The sequence below is a fragment of the Myxococcaceae bacterium JPH2 genome (assembly GCA_016458225.1).
In the GTDB taxonomy this organism is placed as follows: Bacteria; Myxococcota; Myxococcia; order Myxococcales; family Myxococcaceae; genus Citreicoccus.
In genome coordinates this window covers 366,136-392,639 of record JAEMGR010000009.1, presented here as the reverse complement: position 1 = coordinate 392,639, position 26,504 = coordinate 366,136, and the positions used below count along the sequence as shown (strand labels likewise).

Annotated in this window: 20 protein-coding genes; 14 read left to right on the top strand and 6 right to left on the bottom strand. The window is 70.2% G+C overall.

From position 1 onward, the window contains the following. Nucleotides 1-28 precede the first annotated feature (28 nt). Nucleotides 29-2,572, bottom strand: coding sequence for an ATP-dependent Clp protease ATP-binding subunit (locus tag JGU66_16915; protein ID MBJ6762454.1), 2,544 nt, complete (start codon nt 2,570-2,572; stop codon nt 29-31). A 214-nt stretch (nt 2,573-2,786) separates the two neighbouring features. On the opposite strand from JGU66_16915, the gene JGU66_16910 reads away from it, so the two are divergent. The 7 genes from JGU66_16910 to JGU66_16880 all read left to right on the top strand — a co-directional run bounded on the left by JGU66_16910 (nt 2,787) and on the right by JGU66_16880 (nt 10,014). Next, nucleotides 2,787-3,491, top strand: a complete 705-nt coding sequence (locus JGU66_16910; protein ID MBJ6762453.1) for a YIP1 family protein — start codon at nt 2,787-2,789, stop codon at nt 3,489-3,491. Next, nucleotides 3,488-4,822, top strand: a complete 1,335-nt coding sequence (locus JGU66_16905) for a TolC family protein (GenBank protein ID MBJ6762452.1) — start codon at nt 3,488-3,490, stop codon at nt 4,820-4,822. The genes JGU66_16910 and JGU66_16905 overlap by 4 nt, the downstream gene beginning before the upstream one ends. Continuing rightward, nucleotides 4,819-6,087, top strand: coding sequence for an efflux RND transporter periplasmic adaptor subunit (locus tag JGU66_16900; GenBank protein MBJ6762451.1), 1,269 nt, complete (start codon nt 4,819-4,821; stop codon nt 6,085-6,087). Before JGU66_16905 ends, JGU66_16900 begins: the two co-directional genes overlap by 4 nt. Next, the gene (locus tag JGU66_16895) at nt 6,084-6,845 is read left to right on the top strand and encodes an ABC transporter ATP-binding protein (protein ID MBJ6762450.1); all 762 of its coding nucleotides are present in this window, start codon (nt 6,084-6,086) and stop codon (nt 6,843-6,845) included. Before JGU66_16900 ends, JGU66_16895 begins: the two co-directional genes overlap by 4 nt. After that, nucleotides 6,842-8,080, top strand: coding sequence for an ABC transporter permease (locus JGU66_16890; protein ID MBJ6762449.1), 1,239 nt, complete (start codon nt 6,842-6,844; stop codon nt 8,078-8,080). Before JGU66_16895 ends, JGU66_16890 begins: the two co-directional genes overlap by 4 nt. A gap of 5 nt (nt 8,081-8,085) precedes the next feature. After that, nucleotides 8,086-9,315: an ABC transporter permease gene (locus tag JGU66_16885; GenBank protein ID MBJ6762448.1), complete on the top strand. Its 1,230-nt coding sequence runs from the start codon at nt 8,086-8,088 to the stop codon at nt 9,313-9,315. A gap of 120 nt (nt 9,316-9,435) precedes the next feature. Continuing rightward, the gene (locus JGU66_16880; GenBank protein ID MBJ6762447.1) at nt 9,436-10,014 is read left to right on the top strand and encodes a GNAT family N-acetyltransferase; all 579 of its coding nucleotides are present in this window, start codon (nt 9,436-9,438) and stop codon (nt 10,012-10,014) included. A gap of 65 nt (nt 10,015-10,079) precedes the next feature. On the opposite strand, the gene JGU66_16875 is transcribed toward JGU66_16880, so the two are convergent. Next, a complete protein-coding gene (locus tag JGU66_16875) occupies nt 10,080-10,493 on the bottom strand; it encodes a hypothetical protein (protein MBJ6762446.1) in 414 nt (137 codons plus the stop codon). A 314-nt stretch (nt 10,494-10,807) separates the two neighbouring features. Here JGU66_16875 and JGU66_16870 point away from each other — a divergent pair, with 314 nt between their 5' ends. Further along, complete coding sequence (locus JGU66_16870) at nt 10,808-12,727, top strand: thiamine pyrophosphate-binding protein (GenBank protein MBJ6762445.1); 1,920 nt, start codon at nt 10,808-10,810, stop codon at nt 12,725-12,727. 13 nt (nt 12,728-12,740) lie between these two features. Then, nucleotides 12,741-13,703, top strand: coding sequence for a 3-oxoacyl-ACP synthase (locus JGU66_16865; protein ID MBJ6762444.1), 963 nt, complete (start codon nt 12,741-12,743; stop codon nt 13,701-13,703). Nucleotides 13,704-13,716: 13 nt separating this feature from the next. Here JGU66_16865 and JGU66_16860 read toward each other — a convergent pair whose 3' ends face one another. The 4 genes from JGU66_16860 to JGU66_16845 all read right to left on the bottom strand — a co-directional run bounded on the left by JGU66_16860 (nt 13,717) and on the right by JGU66_16845 (nt 19,161). After that, nucleotides 13,717-14,538 carry a hypothetical protein gene (locus tag JGU66_16860; GenBank protein MBJ6762443.1) on the bottom strand — a complete coding sequence of 274 codons (822 nt, stop codon included), beginning with the start codon at nt 14,536-14,538 and terminating at the stop codon, nt 13,717-13,719. A gap of 14 nt (nt 14,539-14,552) precedes the next feature. Further along, a complete protein-coding gene (locus JGU66_16855) occupies nt 14,553-15,368 on the bottom strand; it encodes a hypothetical protein (GenBank protein ID MBJ6762442.1) in 816 nt (271 codons plus the stop codon). A 70-nt stretch (nt 15,369-15,438) separates the two neighbouring features. Then, on the bottom strand, nt 15,439-17,292 hold the full coding sequence (locus JGU66_16850) for a protein kinase (GenBank protein ID MBJ6762441.1): 1,854 nt from the start codon (nt 17,290-17,292) through the stop codon (nt 15,439-15,441). A gap of 405 nt (nt 17,293-17,697) precedes the next feature. Further along, nucleotides 17,698-19,161: a DEAD/DEAH box helicase gene (locus JGU66_16845; protein ID MBJ6762440.1), complete on the bottom strand. Its 1,464-nt coding sequence runs from the start codon at nt 19,159-19,161 to the stop codon at nt 17,698-17,700. A gap of 579 nt (nt 19,162-19,740) precedes the next feature. Between JGU66_16845 and JGU66_16840 the strand changes: the two genes are divergently transcribed. The 5 genes from JGU66_16840 (at nt 19,741) to JGU66_16820 (ending at nt 26,491) form a co-directional block, all read left to right on the top strand. Next, entirely contained in the window at nt 19,741-21,279 is a 1,539-nt protein-coding gene (locus JGU66_16840; protein MBJ6762439.1) for a glucan biosynthesis protein, read from the top strand. Continuing rightward, nucleotides 21,267-21,773 (top strand): hypothetical protein, encoded by a 507-nt coding sequence (locus JGU66_16835; protein MBJ6762438.1) that lies wholly within the window; start codon nt 21,267-21,269, stop codon nt 21,771-21,773. Before JGU66_16840 ends, JGU66_16835 begins: the two co-directional genes overlap by 13 nt. 16 nt (nt 21,774-21,789) lie before the next feature. Continuing rightward, on the top strand, nt 21,790-23,817 hold the full coding sequence (mdoH, locus tag JGU66_16830; GenBank protein MBJ6762437.1) for a glucans biosynthesis glucosyltransferase MdoH: 2,028 nt from the start codon (nt 21,790-21,792) through the stop codon (nt 23,815-23,817). Nucleotides 23,818-23,897: 80 nt separating this feature from the next. Further along, the gene (locus JGU66_16825) at nt 23,898-25,523 is read left to right on the top strand and encodes a M20/M25/M40 family metallo-hydrolase (protein MBJ6762436.1); all 1,626 of its coding nucleotides are present in this window, start codon (nt 23,898-23,900) and stop codon (nt 25,521-25,523) included. Nucleotides 25,524-25,669: 146 nt separating this feature from the next. After that, on the top strand, nt 25,670-26,491 hold the full coding sequence (locus JGU66_16820) for a hypothetical protein (protein MBJ6762435.1): 822 nt from the start codon (nt 25,670-25,672) through the stop codon (nt 26,489-26,491). Nucleotides 26,492-26,504 lie beyond the last annotated feature (13 nt).

Sequence of the window (26,504 nt, the reverse complement as noted above, 5' to 3'; positions counted from 1 at the left end):
TGAACCCGCGGCGTCCGGCCTTCGTGTTTCAGGCGCGTAGGAACTGGAGCTGACCGGAGCGCACCTGCACGTGCACGCGGTCGCCCGCGCCGAACTCACCCGCGAGGATGCGCTCGGCGAGGGGGCCCTCCACCAACCGCTGCACCATCTGCCGCATGGGCCGCGCGCCGAGCTGCGGATCGAACCCGCCCGACTTCAAGAGGTGGCCCACCACGTCGTCGCCCGCGACGTACTCGATGCCGCGCTCGGTGGACAGGCGCTTGCTGCTCTCTGCCAGCAGCAGCGTGGCGATGCGCGCCACTTCCACCTCCGCGAGGGGACGGAACGGCAGCCGCTCATCGATGCGATTCCACAGCTCCGGGGGCAGGGCCTTGCGCGCCGCCGAGGCCGCCGCCTCCAGCGCATCCGTCGAGCCCTGCGCCGCGTCCGCGCCGAAGCCCACGGGCCGGCTGGTGCGCGAGAACGCCTCGGCGCCCAGGTTCGTCGTCATCACGATGACGGTGTTCGAGAAGTCGATGTGGCGGCCCTTGCCGTCCGTGAGGCGACCTTCCTCCAGGACCTGGAGGAGGAGCAGCTGCACCTCGCGGTGCGCCTTCTCAATCTCATCCAGCACCACCACGGACGAGGGACGGCGACGCACGGGCTCGGTGAGCTGGCCACCCTCGCCAAAGCCCACGTAGCCCGCGGGCGCGCCGATGAGGCGAGAGACGCCGTGCGCCTCGGCCAGCTCGCTCATGTCCACGCGGACGAGCGAGTCACGGCTGCCGAAGAGCACCTCGGCCAGCGCGCGGGCCATCTCCGTCTTGCCCACACCCGTGGGGCCCAGGAACAGGAAGCTGCCCATGGGGCGGCGCGAGGCGAAGCCCGCGTAGTTGCGCCGGATGACCCGGGAGATGCGCCCGATGGCGTCCTCGTGCCCGATGACGCGCTCGGCGAGATCATGCTCCAGGAGGAGCAGCCGCGCCGAGTCGTTCATCAGGAGCCGCTCCTCGGGAACCCCCGCGAGCTTCGCCACCACGCGCGCCACGTCGGATGGCTCCACGCGCGTCTTGCCCTCGCGGTGCGCCCGGCTGCCGGCCAGGTCCACCACGCTGATGGCCTTGTCCGGCATGAAGCGGTCCGTCACGTACCGGCTCGCCAGGGACGCGGCTGCCTCCAGCGACTCGGGCAGGTAGCGCAGCGCGTGGTGCTCCTCGTAGCGGCTGATGATGCCCTGGAGGATCTGCACCGTCTCCGGGACGGAGGGCTCGTTCACCACCACGGCGGTGAAGCGGCGCTCCAGGGCCGGGTCGGCGGAGATGAACTTGCGGTACTCGTCGTGGGTGGTGGCCCCGATGCACGGGAACTCACCGCGCGCCATGGCGGTCTTGAGCTCGTTGGCCGCGTCCTGGGGGCCATCGCCCGTGGAGCCGGCGCCCACCAGGGTGTGGATCTCGTCGATGAAGACGACCACGCGGCCCTCGGCCTTGCGGACCTCGTCCTTCAGCGCGTTGAGCTTCTCGGAGAACGAGCCGCGCAGCTGCGTGCCCGCCACCAGCGTGGCCATGTCCAGCTCCACGAGGATCTTCTCCGCGAGCGTGCCGCGCAGCTCCAAGAGCCGCTGCGCCACGCCCTCCACCACCGCCGTCTTGCCCACGCCGGGCTCGCCCAGCAGGCACGGGTTGTTGGTGCGCCGCTTGCCGAGGACGTCGATGACCTCCTCGACCTCCCGTGCGCGGCCCACCACGGGGTCGAGCTTTCCCTCGCGGGCGGCCTGGCTCAGGTTGCGCCCCAGCGACGTGAGCATGGGGAACGTCTTGGGGTCGAGCGCCAGTCCGGAGGCCAACCCGCGCGCCGGCGTGGGGGCCAGCGCGGGAGCCGGCGGCGGCGTGGGACGCGCGGCCGGAGCCGGGGGCGCGACGGGCTGGACCCGGGCGACGGGCGCGGCGGGTTTGACCGGCTCGGGGGCGGGAGGATGGACGTCCTCGTCCGTGTCGATGAGGTCACGCGGCGACAGGGCCGGCGTGGAGCGCGAAGGCGTGGCGACCGGGGCCGGCGGCGGAGCGACCGGCATGGCGCGGGGCAGGCTCACCGCGACGGCGGAGGCGGGGAGGGGAGACGGAGGCGCTCCGAGGGGGCGCGCGGGAGGGGCGCGCGTGGCCACTGTCTGGACCCGGCCGGGCTGGAGCCGCCGGGGCATGCGCCCGCTGACGAAGTAGGAGAGGGCCGTGTTGCCCAGGTTCCGCAGGTCGATGCCCGCTCGCACGAGCAGGTCATTGGCCACGCAGCGCACGCGGGTGACGGCGATGAGCAGGTGCAGGCAGTCCGCCTCGGACGAGCGCGAGCTGGTGGCCAGCTCCCGCGCCTTGGCGCACAGCTCGCGCACCAGGCCGTCCGACTCGCTCGGGGCCTCCGTGAGCAGTTGGAGGAGGGAGTCTTCGTCCACCCCCCAGTCCTTCAGCAGCAACTGCGCCCGGTTCTCCACCGTGTAGAGCGCGAGCATGACGTGCGCCGACGTGAGCCGCTGGGCCACGCTCTGGGCGATGTCATTCGCTTCGTGGAGTACTTGGGCGAGATCCGTGCTGTCGACCATTCGAGCTCCGGCAAGCGTGCAGCCGAGCGGAATACACCCTTCGGATCGCCGCGGCAAAATTTCCGCTACAGGTCGCTACAGGCCGGCTGAAACGACCTGGAACGTCTCCAAATGCGCGGAATTCGGTTGGCTGGCTGCCTGTTTCGCGCGTCAACTCGGCTGGCTAGGCAATTGCCTAAGGGCGGACGTCGTATATCGCTCCGAGACCCCTACCATGACCTCTCTTGCACAACCGGCGCGCGTTTTTGTCGACCCCTTCGAGGGAACGCGCGTCGCCGTCGAGGCCCGCCGCTGGGTGTGGCCCCTCCTGATCCTCGCCCTTTGCGTGTCCGTCTCCGGGACGGCGTTTTCCCTGCGGTGGGACGCCACCCCCTCCGTGCTGGCGGAGGCCGCTTCGTCGGGGGACCTCTCGGGTCTGTCCGAGTCGGAGCTGGCGGACAAGGTCCAGACGGCTTCCCGCAAGGCGCTGGTGGGTGGCATCGCCAAGGGCGTCTTCGTGATGCCGCTGTCGGTGGTGCTGCTGGCCGCGGTGCTGTGGCTGTGCACCTGGCTCTTCGAGAAGCCGGCCCCGTTCGAGCAACTCGTGTCCGCGGCGGCGCTCGCGCTGCTGCCCATCGCCCTCTACCACCTCATCTTCGCCGTCTGCGCCTTCTTCCAGTTCGGATTGACCGAGGCGCGCGCCGAGCGGCTCGTGCCCTCGAGCCTCGCGTTCCTCCAGGGCCTCTCGCCCCGCGTGCAGGGCCTCCTCAAGGGCGCTGACTTCTTCAACCTCTGGAGCGCCGCCTTGTTGGGACTGGGCTTCTCCGCGGCCACGGGCATGACCAAGAGCCGCGCGGTGCTGCTCTCCGGCGTGCTCTACGCGATGTACGTGGGCGTCTTCTTCGTCGGCCTCCCGGCGATGGGCGGAGGTGCCAAGTGAGCGCGCTCCTCGTCGCGGCCCTCCTCGCCGCCACCCCGATTACCCTCGAGGAAGCCCGCACCCAGGGCCGGCAGAACACGCAGGCGCTCCAGACGCTCCTGGATCTCACCTCCGCCGAGCAGGACGTGCGCTTCTCGCGCTCGGCGCTGCTCCCCCAGGTGGGGCTCAACGCGTCGGCGTCGTTGGACTACGTCGGCCGCCGCAAGGTGGTGCAGACCGCGCCGACCATCGGGCCGGACGGCTCGCTGACCTTCTCGGTCCGGGAGATCGAGACGCCGTCCAACACCAGCGACAGCTACAGCCTGGGGTTTGGCCTCACGCAGCTCATCTATGACCGGGCCCGCTGGAAGCAGGTGGAGCAGTCGGGCGCCAACCGCGAGGCCGCGCGGGGCCAGGCGGAGGAGCAGGCGGACACCTCGGAGATGGAGGCCATCCGGCGCTTCTTCACCCTGTACCTGTCCCAGGCCACCCTCGACGTGCTCCAGGCGAACGTGCAGCGCAGCGAGGAGCAGCTCGAGCGCGCCCGCGCCCTGTTCCAGGCGGGCCGCGTGGGCAAGAGCGAGGAGATCGCCGCGCGGGTGAACCTGGGCAACGACCGCATCAGCGTCGTCCAGCGCCAGACGCAGCTCGTGTCGGACCAGGCGCAGCTCTCCGTGTGGCTGGCCCAGCCGGGCACCACGGACTTGCAGGCGGTGGCCCCGGGCGTGCTCACGCAGGAGCCCACCCCCGCGCCCCCGCTCGAGTCCTCGATCGAGGCGGCGCGTCAGCACCGCGCGCTCCTTCGGGTGCTCCAGCAGCAGGTCCGCTCGGCGGAGCTCCAGCGCTCCATCGCGAGTTCGGGGTATCTGCCCCGGCTGTCCCTGGACGGGCGGTTCAATCACGGCAACCCGGATCCGGGTCCGTTCGTGAGCGACCCGGGCCTGGGCAACACATTCACGGGCAGCGTCATCCTCTCGTGGGACCTGTTCAACGGCTTCGCCACGGATGCCCAGTCCAAGCGGGCTGACGCGCAGCTGCGCCGGGTGGAGCTGGGGCAGGCGCAGACCATCCGCGAGCTGGAGGCCGAGGTCCGCCGCGCCCATCAGGCGCTCGATGGGCAGATCGCCTCGTCGAAGCTGGCCGCGGAGAACCGTGAGGCCGCTTCCCAGGGCCTGTCCCTGGCGAACGAGCGGTTCCGCGCGGGCGCGGGTTCGACCTTGGATGTTCGGGACGCTCAGCTCAAGCTCACGCAGGCCGAGCTGTCCATGTTGCAGAGTCGCATCGATGTGGAAATCGCTCGCTATGCCCTGCTTCGGGCGACGGGCCTGTTGAACTCGGGAGACGCACGATGAAGTGGTGGAAGGCAGTAATCGCCGGCGGGCTCGCGCTCGGGGCGGCGGCCATCACGGCGGGGGGCTTGCGTGAGCGGCCTCCTCCGACCCAGGAGGTCCAGTTGTCGCGAGTCCGCAAGGGCTCCATCACCCGGACCATCACAGGCGCGGGCAAGGTGCAGGCGGCCACGACGGTGAAGATCTCCTCCAACCTGTCCGGCGACCTGGTCGAGCTGGCGGTGAAGGCAGGGGACATCGTCAAGAAGGGCCAGGTGCTGGGCCGCATCGACAAGCGTCGCTACGAGGCCTCGGTGAAGCAGGCCCAGGCGTCGGTGAACGCCTCGAAGGCGGAGGTCCAGGTGTCCGAGGTGGACGCGGCTCGCACGCGCGCCGAACTCGGGCGCGTGCAGGGCCTGACCGACAAGGGCCTGGCGTCCGGGGCGGAGCTGGAGACGGCGCGCGCCACGCTGGACACGGCCGAGGCGAAGGTGGCCGCGGCCAAGCAGCGGCTCGCGCAGAACGCGGCGTTCCTGGAGCAGTCCGCCACGGACCTCGCCAAGACGACGCTGGAGTCCCCCATCGACGGCACGGTCATCGAGATGTCGCGCGAGGTGGGTGAGCGCGTGCGTGGCTCGGACTTCTCCGAGGACGTGGTGATGACCATCGCCGCGCTCAACGTGATGGAGGTCAAGTTCGAGGTGGGCGAGCACGAGGTGGTGCACCTCAAGACGGGCCAGCCCGCCGAGGTGACCATGGACGCGCTGGAGGGGCAGACCTTCCAGGGCTCGGTGGTGGAGATTGCCCAGAAGGCGCTCATCAAGAACGCGGGCACGGAGGCGGAGGTGACGAGCTTCCCCGTCACGGTGGCGCTGGACTCGCGGCCGCCGAGCGTGCTCCCGGGCATGAGCGCCGAGGCGCGCATCAGCGCCGAGACGCATGCGGACACCCTCCTGGTGCCCATCCAGGCCGTCACGGTGCGCGCCGAGCGCAGCCTGCCGGACTACAAGCCGCCCGTGGAGGGAGACACCCTCACGGCCAAGCGCCGCACGGAGGCGCTCGCCAAGGTCGTCTTCGTGGTGGACGGGGACAACAAGGCGCAGGTGCGGCGCGTGCGCACGGGCATCGCGTCCGACACGGAGCTGGAGGTCGTGGAGGGACTTCACGACGGCGACCGCGTGGTGGAGGGCCCCTACCGCACGCTGTCCAAGGAGCTGAACCCGGGGGACTCGGTGCGCGAGCCTGAGCTGGGCGCCGGTGGCGGCATGAAGGGCGGTAGCAAGTCGTGAGCGAAGCCAGCGGCACCCGTCAGTCCGCGCTCATCCAGGTGGAGCAGCTCACCCGCGTCTTCTTCGTGGGTGGCGAGGAGGTCCGCGCCCTGCGCGGCATCTCGTTCGGCGTGGCGCGAGGGGAGTGGGTGGCCATCATCGGCCAGTCAGGTTCTGGCAAGAGCACGCTCATGAACGTGCTGGGCTGCCTGGACACTCCCACCAGTGGCCGCTACCTGCTCAACGGCAAGGACGTGTCGCGCATGGATGACGACGACCTCGCCGTCATCCGCAACGTCGAGATCGGCTTCATCTTCCAGACGTTCCAGCTGCTGCCCCGCGAGACGGCGCTCGCCAACGTGGAGCTGCCGCTGGTGTACCGGGGCGTGCCGGCCCGGGAGCGGCGCGAGCGAGCCAAGGCGGCGCTGGACAAGGTGCAGCTCACGCACCGCATGCACCACAGGCCCAACGAGCTGTCCGGCGGTCAGCGCCAGCGCGTGGCCATCGCCCGCGCGCTGGTGTCCGAGCCGTCCATGCTCCTGGCGGACGAGCCCACGGGCAACCTGGACTCGGCCACGGGCGAGGAGATCGTTCGTCTCTTCGAGCAGCTCCACAAGGCGGGCCACACGCTGGTGCTCGTCACGCACGAGCCCAAGCTGGCGGCGCGGTGTCCACGCGCCATTCGCCTGAGTGACGGCGAGGTGGTCGCGGACGGTCCGGGCCGCGAGGTGGCGCTGGGCACGGGGGCGGCGGTGGCGGCGGTGACGGGAGGCGCATGAGCTTTCGCCAAGGCTTCCGGGTGGACGTGCTGGAAGGCGGGCGCATCGCGCTGTTCTCGCTGCGCGCGAACCGCATGCGCACGGTGCTGACCACCCTGGGCATTGGCATCGGGGTGGCCACGCTGTTGGCCATCGTCGGGATCATCCAGGGGCTCAACACGTCGTTCCACAACCAGCTGGCCACGCTGGGGGCCAACACCCTCTACGTGTCCAAGTTCCCCTGGGTCTTCCGAGGGGACTGGTGGCTCTTCCGCAACCGGAAGAACTTCACGCTGGAGCAGGTGGCGCGAATTCGCGCGCAGGCACCGTTCATCAGCGCCATCTCGCCCGCGGTGCAGCGGGTGTCGGACGTCGCGCGCGGCGATGCGCAGGTGTCCAGCGTGCGCATCACTGGCGTGATGGAGGAGTACCTCTCGGTGTCGGGCTACGAGGTGGCCACGGGCCGCTTCCTCACGAGTTCGGACGACGAGGTGACGCGGCCGGTGGCGGTGCTGGGCGCGGAGGTCGCCAGTTCGCTCTTCCCGGGCATCAGCCCCCTGGGGCAGACCGTGCGCGTGGACGGCCGGCCGTTCCAGGTGGTGGGGACGCTGGCCAAGAAGGGGAAGGTGGTGGAGGAGAACCTGGACCTGGTCGTCCTGGTGCCCTTCCGGACCTTCTACGCGAGCTTCGGCAAGGGCCGGCCCATGCAGATCGCCATCGCGGTGGAGGACGCGGGCAAGGTGAAGCAGTACGAGGATCAGCTGGTGGGGATCGTGCGTCGCGTGCGGGGCACGCCCGCGGATCAGCCCGACGACTTCTCCATCAACAAGCCGGACACGCTCGCGCAGACGTATGAGCAGCTCACGCGCGCGCTCTACGGCGTGGCGGTGGGCGTGGGCCTCATCACGCTCTTGGTGGGCGGCATCGGCATCATGAACATCATGCTGGTGTCCGTGCGGGAGCGGACCCGCGAGATAGGCGTGCGGCGCGCGCTGGGGGCTCGGCGGCGCACCATCGTGCTCCAGTTCCTCATGGAGGCCGCGAGCGTGTCCGCGGTGGGCGGACTGCTCGGGACGGTGGTGGGGCTGGGCACGGCGAAGATCATCTCGCTCATCACCCCCCTGGCGGCGGACGTGCGCCCGGAGACGGTCTTCAGCGGGGTGGCGTTCGCGGCGGTGGTGGGGCTCTTGTTCGGCATCTGGCCGGCGGCCCGCGCGGCGAACCTGGACCCGGTGGAAGCGCTCCGCTACGAGTAGGCCTCATGCGCGCGTTCTGGGACAACCTTCGGCTGGCGCTCGGCACGTTCCTGGGGAACCCGCTGCGCTCCCTGCTGACGCTGGTGGGCATCGTCATCGGGGTGGCCACGGTCATCACGATGATGGCCCTCATCGAGGGGCTCAGCGTCAAGGTGAACCGGGACCTCGGCGGGCTGGGGGCCCACACCTTCGAGGTGACGAAGTGGCCCTCCGGGTTCGGGCGCTTCAACTGGGCCAAGTACGCCAAGCGCAAGGACCTGCGGATGGAGGAGGTGCGCGCCATCCAGGAGGGCTGCCCGTCCGTGCTCGCGGCCACGCCCATGGATGATCAGGGCGGGCAGAAGGTCGCCACCTCGGCGCGCGAGACGCGGCCGTCCGTGCGCGTGGTGGGGACGGAGCCCTCGTATCCGCTGACGAGCGGGGTGTCCGTCGCGGAGGGTCGCTTCTTCAACGAGACGGAGTCGTTGGACGGGCGCCCGGTCGTGGTGCTGGGGCTCGATGTCGCGGACGCGCTGTTCCCGGGGGTGGACCCGGTGGGCTACGAGGTGCGCATCCAGGGGCGGCCCTTCCTCGTCATTGGCATCCTGCAGAAGCGCGGCAGCTTCATGGGGATGATGAGCCTGGACAACCAGGTGACGGTCCCGATGAAGGTCTTCCAGCAGCTCTACGGGAAGAACCGCTCGCTCGACATCGACATCCAGGCTCGGGATGGCCAGGTGTTCCAGAAGGCGCAGGACGAGGTGACGCACCTGCTGCGCCGTCGCCGCGACCTGACGCCGCGCGACGCGAACGACTTCGAGATTCACACCAACGAGTCGATGACCGCGTCCTTCAACCAGCTCTCGAAGGTCATCGCGCTGGCGGGCGTGGGCGTGTGCCTGTTGTCGCTGGTGGTGGGCGGCATCGGCATCCTCAACATCATGCTGGTGTCGGTGACCGAGCGGACGCGGGAGATTGGCATCCGCAAGGCCCTGGGCGCCAAGCGCCGCCGCATCCTCGGGCAGTTCGCCACCGAGGCCATCCTGCTGTCCCTGATTGGCGGCACGCTGGGGGTGGCGCTCGGCTTCGGGCTGACGTTCCTGGGGCAGTGGGTGCTGCTGTTCCCCATGCAGGTGCCGGTCTGGGCCGTGGTCCTCTCGCTGGTCATGAGCTGCGGCGTGGGGCTGGTGTTCGGCATCTATCCGGCGGCCCGGGCCGCGAAGCTCGATCCCGTCGAGGCGATGCGCTCGGAGTGAGGTGTCCTGGGGTCGACGTGCCCGGGCGTTGAGCACTGGGCGCCCGGTTTCCAGGGACACCTTCCTGCGCGTGCGCGGGGGCTACATTGGCGGGTCGTCTTCCGTGCCGCCGAGGCCCCCATGCCGCCGCGTCCCCTGGAGCCCATTCCCGAGCTTCGAACCGAGCGCCTGCGCCTGCGCGCGCCAGAGCTGGCGGACGCCGAGGCCCTCGCGGCCATCTACGGCGACCCCGAGGTGGGGCGCTACCTGGGCTTTCGCCTCATCCACCGGATTGAGCAGATGCGCGAGAAGCTCGCGCGCGACCTGGAAGCGGTGCGCAGAGGGGAGGGGATGCGCTGGGTCTTGTGCGAGCACGCCGATGCGGCTCCAGCCGGCTATGTCGGCATCTTCTCGTGGAGCCAGCGAGACCGGCGCGCCGAGGTGGGCTACGTCGTGGCCCGGCAACTGTGGGGGCAGGGCGTGATGAAGGAGCTGTTCCCCGCGCTGCTGCACTTTGGATTTGGACGGATGGGGCTGCACCGCCTGGAGGCGCGCGTCGACTCACGCAATGGCGCCTCGCTGAGGGTGCTGCTGCGAGCTGGCTTTCAGGTGGAGGGAGTTCTCAGGGAGCATCACGTGGCGGAACCCGAAGGGTTCGGGGACACCACCTTGCTCGCGCTACTCGAGGGGGAGTGGCGACGGGGCCACTCCCTCACGTGATGCTCGGCCCTCCACCTCGCGTCCGCTGCCCCGCGCGTGAGCGGGGCAGTGTTGGAGGAGTGCGCCTACGCCGCGGCGTCCTCTTCCTTGCTGGGCTCGTGGCCGTGGACGATCCAATCAATCGCCTTGGCCTCCCACTCCGTGTCCTTGGACGCGTCGAGGTAGCGCTCCCACTGGTAGACGCCGGTTTGCTTCGCCATCCGCACCATCATCAGGCGAGCCACGGCGCTGTCGAGCACGACCGTCGAGCGGACCATGCCGTTCTGCCGCAGCCAACCCATGGCCTGCTTGATGATCTCCTGGGTCTCCGGCGGATTCGCCTTCTGCCCGCGGATATCCACCATCAGCCCGAACGGACGCCCCTTCTTGATCGCCACCTTGGCGCGAAGATCATCGAACCAGGCGTTCGCTTCGGCCGGGGTGATGTAGCCCGACGCGTTTGCTCGAAACCCGTACTCCGTTCGCAGATTTTCAGCCATCTCCAACCCCCACGTGATGTGACCCTCGACGCCTCATGTCTCGTACTCGAGGGCGTACGAGTGTCTCGAATGCTAACCCAGCAGGATGGGATGGGATCAACGCCGGTACAGCCCTGCTCTGCGGCTCCAATCGGATTTCCAAGTTTTTTACTTCCCAATCCGGGGCTGTTCGGCTACTAAGCGACTGAAACTTTCCAGTATCCACGCAACGCCGATTCAAACAACCGGGTTTTCCCGACCCGGGTGACGCACTCCCGACCCCAGAATCCACAGGGAGTGAATCGCCCAAGCTGGATGAACGGAGACGCAGGCCGATGTCCACTCGCTCGCTCGTTGAATTCCACGCCCCGACCTCCGCATCGAGCCTCACTCACGATGGAGCGATGGAGGTCCTGCGAGGCGAGGTGGGGGTTCCGGTGGTGAGCGAAGCGCGTCCTGTGCAGCCGCCCGAGCCGCTGCCGATGTACGGCGAGCAGCACGCGCGCGGCTATCAGACGGTGGAGGACCTCACCGTCGCGGACTGCGTGCTGGCCCACCTCGAGAGCGAGGAAGTGGACGCGGTGTTCGGCATTCCGGGCGGCAACATCGCGCCGTTCCAGCAGGGGATGCGCAAGCACCCGTCCATCCGTTTCATCATCGCGTCGCACGAGGGTGGCGCGGCGTTCATGGCGGATGGCTACGCGCGCGCCACGGGCAAGCTGGGCGTGTGCATGGTGACGGCGGGGCCGGGGGCGACCAACGCGCTGACCGGCGTGGCGTCCGCGAACCTGGATCAGGTTCCCCTGCTGGCCATCTCCGGTCAGGTGGCGACGGATCGCTTCGGCATGTCCGCCATCCAGGAGAGCAACGGCACGCACGGCGTGAACACGGTGGAGGTGTTCCGCAACTCGTGCGCCGCGTCCACGGGCATCGTGGATGCGCAGAGCTTCCCTCGGCTGCTGGCGCGCGCGCTGCGCACCGCGCAGGGACTTCCGGGCGGCGCCGCGCACCTGAGCATCCCGTCGAACATCGCGCGTCAGCGCATCGAGCGCGTGACGCTGCCCACCACCCGAGGCACCTTCCGCGCTCGGCCGCCCGCGGCGCCCTTCGAGGACCTGCGCGCCGCCTTCTCCATGCTGCGCACCGCGCGCCGCCCCCTCATCTTCCTGGGCTCGGGCGCGCGTGAGGCCATGGCCACCCAGGGCGAGGCCTTCTGCGCCTTCGTCACCCAGCACGGCATCCCGGTGGCCACGAGCCTGCGCGGCAAGGGCCTGTTCTCCGAGCGGGATCCGCTGTCGTTGGGCGTGCTGGGGCTGTGCGGCAGCAAGCGCGCCGAGGCCTACCTGCGCGAGGGCGTGGATGTGCTGGTGGTGCTGGGCAGCCGCTTGGGCGAGTGGGCCACGCGCAGCTTCCACAAGCACTTCCAGGCCGTGCGCAACGTCATCCAGGTGGACGTGAACGCGGCGAACATCGGCCAGTTCCTCCCGGTGCGCCTGCCCATCGTCGCGGACGTGGGCTCGGTGATGGCGGGCCTCAGCGAGCTGGGGCAGATGATCGGTCCGTCCAGCGGCGCGCGGGTTCGCGAGCGGTGGGCGCAGGTGATGTCGCTGATGGATCAGCCCTTGGTGCCGCGCGCGCCCCAGTCCGAGGGCATGGTGAAGCCGCAGCACCTCATGGCCGAGCTGGACGCGCAGCTGCGCCCGGACATGGACCTGTACATCGACATGGGCAACTGCACGGGCTGGGCGGCGCACTGCCTGCACGTGTCCGCGCCCACGCGCATCTTCTTCCCGTGTGGCCTGTCGTCCATGGGCTGGTCCTGCGGCGCCGTCATCGGCGGCAAGGTGGGGCGGCCGGAGCGCGCGGCGGTGGCGTTCACCGGCGACGGCGCGTTCCTGATGAACGGCACCGAGCTGTTGACCGCGGCCCGCCACCGGGTGGGCACCGTGACGCTGGTGCTCAACGACAACTTCCTCGGCATGGTGAACCATGGCGAGCGCGCCCAGGACAGCAGCTACCCGCTGGAGGATGAGTTCTACGGTCTGGGCAATCCGGACCTGGAGGCCTTCTCCATGTCGCTCGGCGCCCGTGCGCACACGGTGAAGGGCCCCGGCCAGCTCAGCGCGCTGATGCCCGAGGTCCTGCGTCGCGCGGACGCGGACCGCCAGCCGCAGGTCATCATCGCCCACGTCGACTACCGCGAGGTTCCTCCGTTCGGAGAGCGCTTCGCCGCCGTCGCCGCCGACGGACGCTAGGCAAGGCGCGCCCATGGACGCGCCCTCCATCGCGCTGATCGGAACGGGCGCCGCGCTGCCGGCGCACGTTCGCCTCAACGACGACCCTGTCTTCGAGCCCCTTCGCAAGGCCGCGGGCGCGGGCGAGCAGGCCCTCTTCTACGGCAACCGTGAGCGGCGGGTGCTCGCGCCCGGCGAGTCGCTGAGCGCGCTCACCGCGGAGGCGGGGCGCGCGGCGCTCCAGGACGCGGGGCTGGGCACGCAGGACGTGGAGCGGCTGTATGGCTACGTGTCCGTCTCCGACTTCATCACGCCCAACGCGCTGTACGAGGTGCATCGCGACCTGGGGCTCGGCCAGGACGTGATGGTCGTCCCGGTGCAGGCGGACTTCGGCAACTTCCTCATGGGCGTGGTGCTGGCCTGGGAAGGCATTCGCGCGGGGGCGCTGCAGCGCGCGCTGGTGGTGGCCGGGGCAGGGTGGACGCGCAACGTGGACTACAGCCAGGGCCACGCCATCGGCATCGGGGATGCGGCGGGCGCGGCCGTGGTCGGTCCAGGCGAGCGACTCGTGCTGGTGGACTACGCCGCGGACACCTTCAGCAACGAGTACGGCGCCATGACGATGCGCCGCCGCGCCGAAAATGGGCTGGAGCAGCCCACCTACGGCATCGACCCGGTGGCGGGCATCCAGGCCTTCTTGAAGTCGGGCATGGACGGTCCTCCGCGGCTGGTGGCGCGACTGCTGGCCAAACACGGCCTGCGGGGCGAGGACGTGACGCTCATCGCGCACCAGGCCACGCGCAAGCTGATGGACCACTGGGCCCAGGAGCTCCGCCCGCGCGAGTACCTGGATACCTACGAGGACTACGGCAACATGGTGATTGCCTCCATCCCCGTGACGCTGGCGCGCTTCCAGAAGGCGCTGCGCACGCGCTGGCTGGTGATGGTGGGGCTGGGCATCGGCGCGCACCAGCTCGCGTTGCTGGTGCGCGTCTGAGCGAAGGCCGGCACTACTGGTCGTCGCAGGGCGTGCCCAAGCGCGCCCCCGTGTAGACACCCAGCTCGTTGTAGACGAGCGGGAGGTTCTCCTCGACGGGGACCACGCGCAGCTCGAGCGTCTTCTTCGAGCTGGCGATCCACACGGGCGACTTCTGCTTGTCCAGCACGAGCCGCAGCTCGCCCTTCTTCGTGGAGAAGATCTCTCCCTCGGAGTCGGACACCACGTTGGTCATCTTCTGCTGCTTGAGGTCGCCTCGGGGGCCGATGAAGACGCGGAAGCTCTTGGCCTCGGAGGGCAGGAAGCCGCGGTCCACGAAGTAGTAGTTGCCCTGCGTGTCGCGCAGCAGCGCGTAGGGCACGTACTTCTGCGGGTTCGGCGCGAAGGCCGCCTTGCGCAGCAGCTCACGCGCCTGCTCTCCGGCCACCCACTTCAGGGGCACCTCGTGGTCGCCGCAGCGCAGGGAGCACTTCTGCTCCTTCGCCTTCAGCTCCACGGACGAGTACACGCGCATGTCCATGCCGCGGAAGTTCGGGTTGGCGCCCTTGTTGAAGAAGCGCGGCTCCAGGAAGCTCGTGGCGGAGGTGTAGCCCTCGGGCGGGGCCACCTCGACGAACTGCTTGCCGTCGCCGTAGTACATCTGGAAGTCGTACTTGCCCTCCTCGGGCATGGGCGCGATGGCGACGTAGTGGCCCTTGCCATCGGTGCAGACGGACGTGGCCTCGAGGGCCATGCGCTGCCCCAGGTTCTCTTCCTTGCCCCAAGGGGGCTCCACGGCCTGGGAGGTGCCGGTGACGACGAGGGCCGCCGCGGTGAGGAATCGCTTGAAGGTCATGGGGTGGCTCCGGCTCACAGGTTCTGCTTGAAGTAGCGGGTGGCGAACTCTTCCTGGTTCGAGGCGTCCTTGGCCGTCGTCCAGATGAGGCGATCCGCCTCAAGCTTCGGATCCACGCTGGCGCCGAACCGGCAGTCGACCTGCTTCACCTTCGCCTTCACCGTGCGCCGCGCCTCCTCGGAGATGTCGCAGAGGGCGCGCAGCGAGGCCAGCGGCGCCTCGCAGAAGCCGGAGATGCTGTACTCCTTGATGAGGTCGTCGGACACCGAGCTCCAGTCGAGCGTGCCCGCCACCTGCGTGCCGCACGACGCGTTCATCGCCTTGAGCTTCTCGGCGTACTCGCCATCGTGGCGCGTCATCTCCGCCTTGCGATCGAACGCCATCAGCTTGGCGAGCGTGCCGGCCTTCTCCAGCTTCTGGAACTGCGAGTAGACGTCGTCGGACTTGAGCGACTCGGTGCGCTTGGCGTCGTACCGGACGCCGATGCCGTTGCTGCGGCGGCCCGGCACGTACAGCTCGGTGCTGGAGCCGGACACGACGACGACCGCGTAGTCACGGCCGTGGTACTGCGTGACGTAGTTCATCCGCACCGAGGAACTGCTGCTCCAGTCGTTGACGGTGGCGGGCAGCACCAGCCCATCGAACTCCGAGCCCGTGCCCTCCACGCGCACGAGGTACTTCTTGCCCTCGCGCGGGGTGAGCGGAACCACCGTGACGGCGGCGCCCTCCGAACCGACATACACCTTGCCCGCTTCAACAGGCGCACCCGCGAGCGCGGGCACCGCACCCAGCGTGGCCAGGGTGACAATGATTGCCAGGATGTTTCTCAAGCGCGTCTCCTTCCCATGGGTCGTTGTCTCGCGCGGAGAGTCTCTCCTCTCGGACTGACGACCCGGCATGTCAGAACTCAATCCCATGCTGCTTGCAGTAGCGATCTACTCGGTCCGCCTCGGCCGGCGCGACCTTCTTTCGATTGGGCTTGGCTCCCGCGAGATCCATTCCCTTGCAGTATGCACGCGTGAGCAACGAATACGATGCGGCGGTGATTTTCGTGCGCTGGCTCAATTGCGCCTGTCGTATGGCTTCGCGCGCGTCTCCCTTTTCCAGCGCCTGCTCACCTTCTTGGAGAATGGTTCGGACCTCGTCTGGAATCTTCTCGGCGACGACGGGGCGGGTGATGACAGGCTTTACCTGCGACGGTGGGGGCTTCACGTCGCTCGGGATGACCTCCGGAGGCGGGGCGGGCGTCGGGTTCGCGGTCGGCGCGGGCTCGACATGCGAGGGCGGAGGCTCGACGTGGGGGGGCGCCTGCGCGGCGGATGGGCGCTCCGCCACGGTGGGCGGCTGCTCGGGCGGCGCGACCTGGGACGGCGGGGGGGGGCGAAGCCACCAGCCGATCCCCGCTGCGCCCACGAGGAGGGCGGCCGCGGCGGCCACGACCGGGAGCTTCGACTTCGCCGGAGGCGGCGCGCTCACTCCGGGCACAGCCAGCGCGGGCTGCGCGTGCACGGAGGCCGGGCCTGTCGCGAGTGGGACGGGGCTGGCCGCGAGTGAGGCGGGGTGGGCGGCCGGCGCGACGGGGACCGGCACCGGGGCCTGCGCGGAGGCCATGGTGGCCCCCAGCCCGAAGGTGTCATTCGGGGAGGGCGCGGCCTGGGCGGCTGGCGCCGCGCCAAAGCCCATCGTTCCGGAGCTGACGGGCGCGGAGGGCTGAGGGCCGAACCGCGCCGTATTGGGCGGCGGGCGAGCGGAGGGCTGGCTCCCGGGGGCGATCGTCCCCGACAGGGAGGGCGGATCATCCGAAGGGAGGGCGATGCCCGAGGGGCTGGCGCGCGCCGCGCTCATCGCCTCCAGGGCCGCGGCGGACGGCGGCAGGGACTGGAGCGCGGTGCCGGTGAGGGCGGACACGAACGCGCCGATGTCCTGGAATCGCTCGTCCGGATTCTTGGCCAGCGCGCGCTCCACCGCGGCGACGACGCTGGGCGGCGTGCCAGGGACGAGCGTGGCCAGCGAGAGCGGCGGCTCATGGACGATGCGGTAGATGATCTCCGCGAGCGAGCCACCGCCGAAGGGCGTCATGCCCGCGAGCATCTCGAAGACGATGCCGCCGAGCGCGAACAGGTCGGTGCGCGCGTCGATCTGCCGATTGCGCCCCTGGGCCTGCTCCGGAGACATGTACTGCGGTGTCCCGATGAGCACCGCCTCCTGGGTCTGGAGGGTGTCCGAGGACATGACCTTCGAGATGCCGAAGTCGAGCAGCTTCACGCGCTCGCCCACCACGCCACCGGAGTCCGTGGGGACGAGGAACACGTTGGCGGGCTTGAGGTCGCGGTGGACGACGCCCGCGCGATGCGCGGTCTGCAGCGCCGAGCCCATCTGCCGGACGAAGGAGAAGGTCTCGTCGAGCGACAAGCGGCCTCGGCGCAGTCGATCCGCGAGGCTCTCGCCGCGCAGGAACTCGAGCACCAGGAACGGGCTGCCGTCCTCGAGGGCGTCGAAGTCGAGCACCTCGACGATGTTGGGGTGCCCGAGTCGCGAGGCGATCTCCGCTTCGCGGCGGAAGCGGGCGTGGATCTCCGGGCTCAAGTTCTCGTGGGTCCGCAGGACCTTGACGGCCACCTGTTTGCCAGGGAGCCGCAGGTGCTGCGCCAGGAACACCGAGCCCATGCCCCCGCGCCCCAGCACGGAGATGACTTTGTAGGTGTTCCGGAGGACCGAGTCGATCTGGAGGTCGCCGTCAGTCGTGCGCGTCATGGGCCGAGGGCAATCCTGGAGCGTGGAAAGTGAGCATCCGTGGCGGACCGTAGTCGGGGTCGGGCGGACCTCACAAGGTCGGCCAGGCGCTTCGCGAGGCGCGTGCGGTCGAGCAGGCGAGCGTCCCGTGCGATGCGCCGCGCCTCCTCACGGACAGCCCTTCACGCGCGCACTGCTGGATGCGCGGAGCCCCAGGGTTCGGGCTCGCGTCGATTCGCTCGGCTCTCGGTGAGAGGCCGTGCGTCCCGTGGGTACGGGCCTCGCCACGCAATAGAGGCAAGGCCCGACTCGGGACATCACGGATGGCGATGCTCGCGCGCGTCTCGTTCGTGGGCGCGCGCGCTGAAACTCAGTCCCGAAGCGGGCGTCAGCTGGCTTCGGGACCGAGTCTGGATGCCGTGTGGCTCAGCCCCACTTGGGGGCGGTGCGCCGCGCGGGCGGAGGCGGTGCACTCGGGTTCGCGGCGGGCGCGGAGCCCGCGGAGGCGGGCCGTGCCTGTGCGGCCGGCCGACCGGAGTCGCTCCGAGGCGCCATCGCGTTGCCACCACCGGGTCCACCCGACGGACGGCCCTGGCCGCGACCGCCACCCCCACCACGACCTCCGCCACCCCCCCGACGCCGACGCGAGGCGTTGTCGCCACGCCCGCCGCCGTTGTTCTGGGGACGGCCCGAAGACTGCGGACGACCCGAGCTGTGGCGCACCGGCTCATCGACCTCGGCCGTCGCCGGAACGCTGGAGCGGAAGGAAGGATCCGCCACCGCCACGGGAACGCTGCGGCGAATGGTGCGCTCGATGTCGCGCAGGTACTCGCGCTCCTCGCGATCGCAGAACGAGACCGCCATGCCACTGGCGCCCGCGCGGCCGGTGCGGCCGATGCGGTGCACGTACTGCTCGGGCACGTTGGGCAGATCGAAGTTGATGACGTGGCTGAGCCCGTCGATGTCGATGCCGCGCGCCGCGATGTCGGTCGCGACGAGGACCCGGAGCGCACCCGAGCGGAACTCATCCAGCGCACGCTCACGCGCGTTCTGGCTCTTGTTTCCGTGGATGGCATCCGCGCGCACGCCTGAGGACGTGAGCTGCTTGGCCACGCGGTTGGCGCCGTGCTTCGTGCGCGTGAAGACGAGCGCGCGCGGAATGGCGCCGTCCTTGAGCAGGTGCGTGAGCAGCGCGCGCTTCTGCTCGCGCTCCACGAAGTAGACCTGCTGGCTCACGGTCTCCGCCGTGCTGGACGCGGGCGTCACTTCCACGCGCACCGGGTCGCGCAGGATGTTGCGCGCCAGGTCCATGATGTCCGGGGGCAGCGTGGCGCTGAAGAACAGCGTCTGGCGCACCGGCGGCAGGGCCTTGATGACCTTGCGCACGTCGTGGATGAACCCCATGTCGAGCATGCGGTCCGCCTCGTCGAGCACGAACACCTCGAGCGAGCGCAGCGACACGAAGCCCTGATCCATCAGGTCCAGAAGACGGCCCGGCGTGGCGACCAGGATGTCCATGCCCTGACGCAGCGCCTGCACCTGCGGCGTCTGTCCCACGCCACCGAACACGACGGTGTGGCGCAAGGGAAGGTTCTTGCCGTACGTGGCGAAGCTGTCACCCACCTGGCTGGCCAGCTCGCGCGTGGGCGTGAGCACCAGGCACCGGATGGGGCGCGTGCCGCCCGGAGGCGCCTTCGCTCCCAGGCGCTGGAGGATGGGCAGCGCGAACGCCGCCGTCTTGCCCGTGCCCGTCTGCGCCACACCCAGCACGTCCTTGCCCGCGAGCGCGTGGGGGATCGCCTTGGTCTGGATGGGGGTAGGGGTGGTGTAGCCCTCGGCCTTGACCGCACGGAGCAAGGCGTCGTGGAGCTGGAGATCGTCGAAAGTCATGAGGTCCTGAAGCGAGTGAGGGTGGCGCGGTCCCTCCCGGGTGGAGGGCCGCCCGCGCAGCGCGCTCGCTCGGAAATCGAGGGCGCCTGGGCGGTGCGCGGTCGGACCCGATGGCCCGAAGCGCCTGAGAACTGGTGGAACAAGCAGCCCGCCCCGGAGCATTCCGGGGCGCTGACGGCGGCGCACACTGCCCGCTTCGCGCTGCCTTGTCGCGGGAAATCCTTTCGGCCGGGCGCCCTGCGGCTCGCTCCCTCGCTCCCCGCGTCAGGGGGGCTGACACGCGTGGAATGGCGTGCCGCCTAATGGGATGCAGCAGCTACGCCCTGTCCTGCTGTGGAGGAATCGGACAGCAAGCCTGGAGGTGTTGCCCCTCTCCTCCACAGCTCGTTCACTTCGCGAGCTGGCGTTGTTCGCTTTGAGTGCGTGTCTGGGGCGAAAGCGCTTGGGGGCGCAAGGAGGTGGCGAGGTCTTCCCCCGGGACTCGCCGGGGCATGGGGCGGTCCTGACGCATGGCACGTGTGTTGCGAGGGGCCTGCCGCATTGCGCCGCGTTCCCGCGGCCGCCTGGAGGAGTGCCTTCTTGAAGCAGTGGCAGCCATCGTCGCGTCGCTCGTGGGTGCTCGGGGGATGCCTCGTGGTGCTGCTTGCCTGCTTTGGCGGGGAGGCCGCGACTCCGGGGGCGCGAGCGAGCGGGACGGTGGCGTTCTCCGCCGAGGTGGTCCGTGAGCGTGCCCGGGCCCTGGCCGCGCGGCCCTACCGCGAGCCGCCCGTGGGGGTTCCCCCCGAGTACGCGAACCTGTCCTACGACGCCTATCGCGACATCCGCTATCGCGCGGACCAGGCGCTGTGGCGCTCCGCGGGGCTGCCCTTCCAGGCACAGTTCTTCCACCCGGGTCTCTTCTTTCCGCGCCCGGTGGCGATGAACGTGGTGGACGGCGGCCGCTCGCGGCCCGTTCCCTTCTCGCCTTCGCTCTTCACCTACGGGCCGCTCGTGAAGGTGCCGCCGCTCGCGAAGTCCGAGGGGTTCGCGGGCTTCCGGCTGGCGTATCCGCTCAACCGGCCCGACGTCATGGACGAGCTGGTGGCGTTCCTGGGGGCCAGCTACTTCCGCGGGCTGGGGCAGGGCAACCGCTACGGGCTGTCCGCGCGTGGCCTTTCCATCGACACCGGGCTGCCGGGCGGTGAGGAGTTCCCGTCGTTCCGTGAGTTCTGGCTGGAGACGCCGGTGCCGGGCGAGTCGCGCGTGGTCGTCCATGCGCTCCTGGACAGTCCGAGCGTGGCCGGCGCGTACCGCTTCGTCATCCATCCGGGCGAGCGGACGGTCATGGAGGTGGAGGTGTCGCTCTTCGCGCGCAAGGGCGTGCGGCAGCTCGGCATGGCGCCTCTCACCAGCATGTACCAGTTCGGCGAGAACGACCGGGGCACGTTCGATGACTTCCGCCCCGAGGTGCACGACTCGGACGGGCTCGCCATCTGGATGAAGGAGGGCGAGAAGCTGTGGCGCCCCCTGGAGAACCCCGCTCACCTGAGCGTCGCCAGCTTCCGGGCGGACAACCCGCGCGGCTTCGGGCTCTTGCAGCGGGACCAGTCCTTCGCGAGCTACGAGGACCTGGAGGCGCGCTACGAGCTGCGCCCGAGCGCTTGGGTGGAGCCGGTGGGGGATTGGGGGCCTGGCTCGGTGCGGCTGGTGGAGATCCCGACCGCGAGCGAGATGGACGACAACATCGTCGCGTTCTGGGTTCCGGACGCGCCCGTCGTCCCGGGCACCGCGCTGCGCTTCGCCTACCGCCTGTCCTGGGGCGCGTCGCCGCAGGGTGTCCCGACTCCGGGCGGCGTGTCCGCCACGCGCGTCGCGGCGGGCAGCGTGAAGGGCGCCCGGCGCTTCGTCATCGACTTCACCCGCGCGGCTTCGAGCGCGGAGGGTCCCGTGGAGGCTGTCGTCACCGCCTCGCGGGGCCAGGTGTTGCATCCCATCGCGCAGCCCCACGCCGTGACGGGCGGCTGGCGCGCCACTTTTGAGCTGGTGCCTGACGGGGACGCCCCCGTCGAGCTCCGCTGCTTCCTGAAACGCGGTTCCGAGACTCTCACCGAGACCTGGAGCGACCTGTGGATTCCGTGACGCTGCTGCCCTCCCGCCTGTCCGCGCCCATCCTGTTCGCGGATCGCCAGGACACTCGCAACGCGCTCGACGCCTTCTTCCGCGACTTCGGCTTCACCGCTCGCGCTGACCTGGAGCGGCTGGCGGGTTGGGTGCTGTCGGCGCGCGGCGCGGGTGTCTCGCCGGACATGGCCCTGGCGCTGGCCCGCGAGCGCGTGGAGGCGTGGCTGGGCGAGCTGCTCGGACCAGCGCACGCGAGCGGCAAGCTGCTCTCCCGTGGCCGCGCGGCCTTCGTTCTCGTCGATGGCGCTCGCCTGGGCGCAGACGTCCTCGTGCGTGAGCCGCGCCATCTGCCTGAGGCCTGGCGCCGGACGTTCCGCGCCGCGGTGCCCGTGCCCGTGCCGCTCTCCGCGCCCTCCGTGATGCCCGAGCAGGTGTTGGTGCTCAACCCGCTGGCGGAGATGCTGCGGCGGTGGCTGCGGCTCGGCCAGCCGGGCGTCTCCACCTCGCCCTGATATCGACAAGGTCCCCATGCAGGCCCATTCGTTCTCGCCCGGCTCGACCGGGCTCCGCCGCGCGTGGGTGCTCGGCCTCGCGGGAGCCTCCACGCTGGGCGCGGCGGTGGAGATGTCCCGATTGTTGAGCGCGGGAGGGACCACCGCGCCCGAGTGGGTCGTCCTGGCGCTGTTCACCCCGTGCTTCGCGTGGATCGCGCTGTCCTTCTGGGCGGCGGTCGCGGGCTTCGTGCAGTTGGCCTCGGGGCGGCGCGTGCCGGGCTTGCGTTGGCCAGACGCCGAGCGGGAGGCGGCTCCGCTGCAGAGCCGCACCGCGGTGGTGATGCCCATCCACAACGAGGACCCGGCGGCCGTCTTCGCGCACGTGCAGGCCACGTACGAGTCCATCGCGGCGACGGGCCATATCGACGCCTTCGACTTCTATGTGCTGAGCGACTCGACGCGGGCCGAAGCCTGGGTGGCCGAGGAGCTGGCCTGGTCCGAGCTGTGCCGGCGCGTGGGCGGGCAGGGGCGCATCTTCTATCGCCGCCGGACGGACAACACCGGCAAGAAGGCCGGCAACCTGACCGAGTTCTGCGAGCGCTGGGGGCGCCGCCACGACTTCCTGTTCGTCCTCGACGCGGACAGCTTGATGGACGGCGCCACCGTGGTGCGCATGGCGCGGCTGATGGAGCTGAACCCGGGCGCGGGCATCCTGCAGGCGCCGCCCCTGTGCGTGGGGCGCTCCACGTTGTTCGCGCGGCTCCAGCAGTTCGCGGGTCGCGTGTATGGCCCCGTGGTGGCCGCGGGCGCGGCGGCGTGGCAGCTCGGCGAGTCCAACTACTGGGGCCACAACGCCATCCTGCGCATGGCGGCGTTCATCGAGCACTGCGGCCTGCCGGTGCTGCCCGGGCAGCAGCCCTTCGGTGGCCACATCCTGAGCCATGACTTCGTCGAGGCCGCGCTGATGCGCCGCGCGGGCTACACCGTCTGGTTGCTCGCGGACATGGGCGGCAGCTACGAGCAGCCCCCACCCAACCTGCTGACGTACGCGCAGCGAGATCGGCGCTGGTGCCAGGGCAACCTCCAGCACTTGAGCCTGGTGCTCGCGGGCGGACTGCACCCGATGAGTCGGGCGCACTTCCTGATGGGCGTGATGTCCTATGTGGCCTCGCCCTTGTGGCTGCTCTTCCTCGTGGCGGGGCTCGTGTCCGCGGCGCACGCGTGGCTCACGCAGCCCTCGCGGTTCGGGAGCGTGGACGCGGTCCTGGCCAGCGGCGCGACCTTCGACTCACCGGCCGCGCTGCGCTTGATGGCCGTGTCGCTGGCGATGTTGTGGCTGCCTCGGCTGCTCGGGGTCGCGCTGGTGTTCGCGCGCTCGGACGTGGCGGCGAACATGGGCGGGCGGGCACGACTGCTGCTCAGCGTGCTCATCGAAGGCGTGCTGTCCACGCTGCTTGCGCCCGTGATGATGCTGTTCCAGTCGCACTTCGTGTTCGGCACCATCCTGGGCTACCGCGTGTCGTGGTCGAGCCAGCAGCGGGATGACGCGGACCTGCCCTGGGCCGAGGCTGCCCGGCGCCACGCGGTGCACACCGCCGTGGGCGTGGGGCTCGGGGTGCTGCTCTGGGTGTTCTCTCCGGGCTTGCTGGCGTGGGCCGCGCCGGTGGTGGCGGGGCTCCTGCTGTCCATCCCGCTGTCTGTCTTCACCGCGCGCGCGTCGCTGGGGCTGTGGGCCGAGCAGCACGGGCTCTTCCTCATCCCCGAGGAAGTGGCGCCTCCGGCCGTGCTGGCGCGCGCGCAGGTGCTGACCGAGGACGGCGCCGCGACGGTGGAGGATGCCGTGGACCACGTCCTGTCGGACGCTCGGGCCCATACGCTCCACCTGGCCCTCTTGGACGAGCAGCCCGCGTTGTCGGGAGTGGCCGGCGCGCTCGCCTCCGGTCGACGCAAGCTGCTGGCCCCGGTGCCCGAGCCCCTCTCCGCGCAGGAGAAGGTGGCCGTGCTGCTCGATGCGCGTACGCTCGCCGAGGCCCGAGGGCGTAGGCTGGGCCAGCCCTCCTGAAGGCCCGCGGAGGGGACTTGGAATGTCCCCCCACTGTGAGGGTTGTCAGCCCCGGTTCCCTCCACGAAAGCGAGCCCTCCATGCGCCGTGCCGCCGTCCTCGCCGTTCTCGGGCTGTTGGTGGCGTCTGGGGCGGGGGCTGAATCCCCACCGCCGTCCGACGCGGCGCGCTGGTGGTCGCACGTGGAGTTCCTCGCGAGCGATGCGCTGGAGGGCCGCGCCACTGGCAGCGAGGGCCACCGGAAGGCCGCGGCCTATGTGGCGGACACGCTGGCGTCGCTCGGCGTGAAGCCCGCGTTCCCGAGTGGCTACTACCAGGAGGTCGCGCTGCGCTCGCGGCGGCTCGTGGAGGAGAAGTCGCGGCTGTCGCTCGCGCGGGATGGGCGGGAGAAGGCGTTGACGCTGGGCCTGGATGCCATCCTGGTGTCGCGCACGGGGGCGACGGGCTCGGTGGATGCGCCGCTCGTCTTCGTGGGGCAGGGGCTGTCCATGCCCGAGGCGGGGCATGACGACTTCGCCGGCCTGGACCTCCGGGGCAAGGTGGCGGTCATCCTCGTGGGTGGGGGACCGCGGGACGTGTCGGGCGTGCAGCGCGCGCACCATGGCTCGTGGACGGAGCGCGCGGCGGTGCTCGAGCGGCTGGGGGCCGTGGGCGTGGTGATGCTCCAGAACCCGAAGTACATCGAGGTCCCCTGGGAGCGCACCGCGGCGGCCCGAAAGAATCCCGCGATGACCTTCGCCGAGCCCGCGCTGCAGGAGGGGACTCGCCTGAAGGTGCAGGTCAGCGTGAATGCCACGCGGGCCGGCGTGTGGTTCGAGGGGGCGCCACACTCCTACAACGAGTTGGTGGCGCTCGCGAATGATGGCAAGCCGCTGCCGAAGTTCGAGCTGCCCTGGCGCCTGCGAGCCACGCTCGACATTGCGACCGAGCCCGTGACGTCCGTCAACGTGGTGGGCGTGCTGCCCGGCACGGATCCGGTGCTGTCGCGCGAGTACGTCATCGTCTCCGCGCATCTGGATCACCTGGGCGTGGGCGAGCCCGTGCGAGGGGACCGCATCTATAACGGCGCCATGGACAACGCCTCGGGCGTGGCCGCGGTGCTGGAGGTGGCGCGTGCCCTGGCTCAGGCGCCCGTGAGGCCCCGGCGCTCCGTGCTGTTCGCCCTGGTGACGGGTGAGGAGAAGGGGCTCCTTGGGTCGCGCTACCTCGCGCAGCATCCTCCGGCGCCTGGGACGTCGTGCGTAGCGGACTTGAACCTGGACATGTTCCTGCCGCTGGTGCCCTTCACGCATGTGGTGGCGCTGGGCATGAACGAGTCCTCCCTCATCGAGCCGCTGCGTCGGGTGGCCGCGGAGCGGGGCGTGAAGGTGCTCGCGGATCCCGAGCCGGATCGCCTCTTGTTCGTCCGCAGCGATCAGTACTCGTTTGTTCGCGAGGGCATCCCCGCGCTCGCGTTCAAGTTCGGCTACGAGCCGGGCTCGACCGCCGAACGATTGATGAAGCAGTGGTTCCCCGAGCGCTATCACGCGCCCTCGGATGACGTGCGACAGCCGGTGGACCAGGAGGGTGCGGCGCGATTCGTTCAGTTCCTCTCGGTGCTGACGCGCGCCGTAGCGGATGGGGCCGAGCGTCCGCGCTGGAACGACGACAGCTTCTTCCGCCGCTTCGCCACGTCCGTGTCACCGGCGGATGCCGGAGTGCGGTGACGCCTCCTGACCCTCGAGGGCAGGGTCGTGGTGACCCCGTTCGTCGCTCCAAGGGCCCGTGTTAGACAGACCGGATGCGGGTGGCCCGCCTTCGACATTTCGCGAGGGCTTGCGTGCGTCCAGGCCGCCCGGCTCTGGAAGAGTGAATGCGCTCCACATCGGTAGTGGCGGTGATTGTCGCCGGACTCGCCATGGGCGGGATGCTGGCCTGCGGTGACTCGAAGCCTCAGGGCGAGACGCCTGACAGTGGCACTCCGGGGTCGGAGGTGGACTCGGGCACGCCGCAGCAGTCCGCTGGGTGTCCCGCGAACGCCATCCTCTGCGAGGACTTCGAGAAGGGGCAGAACGGCTGGAAGGAGCCCGACGAGAAGCAGCACGCCACCGTCGCGGTGGACGGCACGCGGGCGCACGGCGGCAAGGGCGCGTTGCACGTGACGACGGAGGACAACCTGCACGAGGACGCGCCGGATCATCCCCAGGCCATCGCGCACTACCGCAAGGACATGCCCGCGTTCGGCACCACGCTGTACACGCGCGCGTGGGTGTACCTGGCGCGCGTGCCGCAAGAGGGCGTGATGGGGACGTTCTTCATCCTCTTCTCGCCCAAGGACAATGACTGGGGCGGAATCGAGCTCCAGGCGATGAAGAACGGCGGCTTCGCGCTGGATGACTGGAGCGGCATCCTGGGCACGGGATGGAACCTGGAGGACCCCGCGGTGGTGGTGATGCAGGCGGGCCGCTGGACGTGCATCGAGTGGGGCGTGAGCCGCGCCAAGCCCACGGACACCACGGGCCACGCGCAGGTCTGGGTGGATGGCACGCAGGCCTTTGACTTCCCCAAGGTGGGCATGCGCCCCTTCACCAACTTCGCGGTGGGCTGGGGCTTCGTGCATCCGCACGGCGACTCGGACTCCGAGACGTGGATCGACGATCTCGCGGTCGCGCCCACGCGCATCGGCTGCAACTGAGAGACACGCGGGC

What these genes read in the sequence shown, in the direction of transcription:
- JGU66_16875 (MBJ6762446.1), bottom strand. Translation starts at nt 10,493, where the DNA reads ATGGCTGAAAATCTGCGAACGGAGTACGGGTTTCGAGCAAACGCGTCG.
- JGU66_16885 (MBJ6762448.1), top strand. Translation starts at nt 8,086, where the DNA reads ATGCGCGCGTTCTGGGACAACCTTCGGCTGGCGCTCGGCACGTTCCTG.
- JGU66_16870 (MBJ6762445.1), top strand. Translation starts at nt 10,808, where the DNA reads ATGTCCACTCGCTCGCTCGTTGAATTCCACGCCCCGACCTCCGCATCG.
- JGU66_16820 (MBJ6762435.1), top strand. Translation starts at nt 25,670, where the DNA reads ATGCGCTCCACATCGGTAGTGGCGGTGATTGTCGCCGGACTCGCCATG.
- JGU66_16860 (MBJ6762443.1), bottom strand. Translation starts at nt 14,538, where the DNA reads ATGACCTTCAAGCGATTCCTCACCGCGGCGGCCCTCGTCGTCACCGGC.
- JGU66_16880 (MBJ6762447.1), top strand. Translation starts at nt 9,436, where the DNA reads ATGCCGCCGCGTCCCCTGGAGCCCATTCCCGAGCTTCGAACCGAGCGC.
- JGU66_16890 (MBJ6762449.1), top strand. Translation starts at nt 6,842, where the DNA reads ATGAGCTTTCGCCAAGGCTTCCGGGTGGACGTGCTGGAAGGCGGGCGC.
- JGU66_16910 (MBJ6762453.1), top strand. Translation starts at nt 2,787, where the DNA reads ATGACCTCTCTTGCACAACCGGCGCGCGTTTTTGTCGACCCCTTCGAG.
- JGU66_16900 (MBJ6762451.1), top strand. Translation starts at nt 4,819, where the DNA reads ATGAAGTGGTGGAAGGCAGTAATCGCCGGCGGGCTCGCGCTCGGGGCG.
- JGU66_16915 (MBJ6762454.1), bottom strand. Translation starts at nt 2,572, where the DNA reads ATGGTCGACAGCACGGATCTCGCCCAAGTACTCCACGAAGCGAATGAC.
- JGU66_16845 (MBJ6762440.1), bottom strand. Translation starts at nt 19,161, where the DNA reads ATGACTTTCGACGATCTCCAGCTCCACGACGCCTTGCTCCGTGCGGTC.
- JGU66_16825 (MBJ6762436.1), top strand. Translation starts at nt 23,898, where the DNA reads ATGCGCCGTGCCGCCGTCCTCGCCGTTCTCGGGCTGTTGGTGGCGTCT.
- JGU66_16850 (MBJ6762441.1), bottom strand. Translation starts at nt 17,292, where the DNA reads ATGACGCGCACGACTGACGGCGACCTCCAGATCGACTCGGTCCTCCGG.
- mdoH (MBJ6762437.1), top strand. Translation starts at nt 21,790, where the DNA reads ATGCAGGCCCATTCGTTCTCGCCCGGCTCGACCGGGCTCCGCCGCGCG.
- JGU66_16865 (MBJ6762444.1), top strand. Translation starts at nt 12,741, where the DNA reads ATGGACGCGCCCTCCATCGCGCTGATCGGAACGGGCGCCGCGCTGCCG.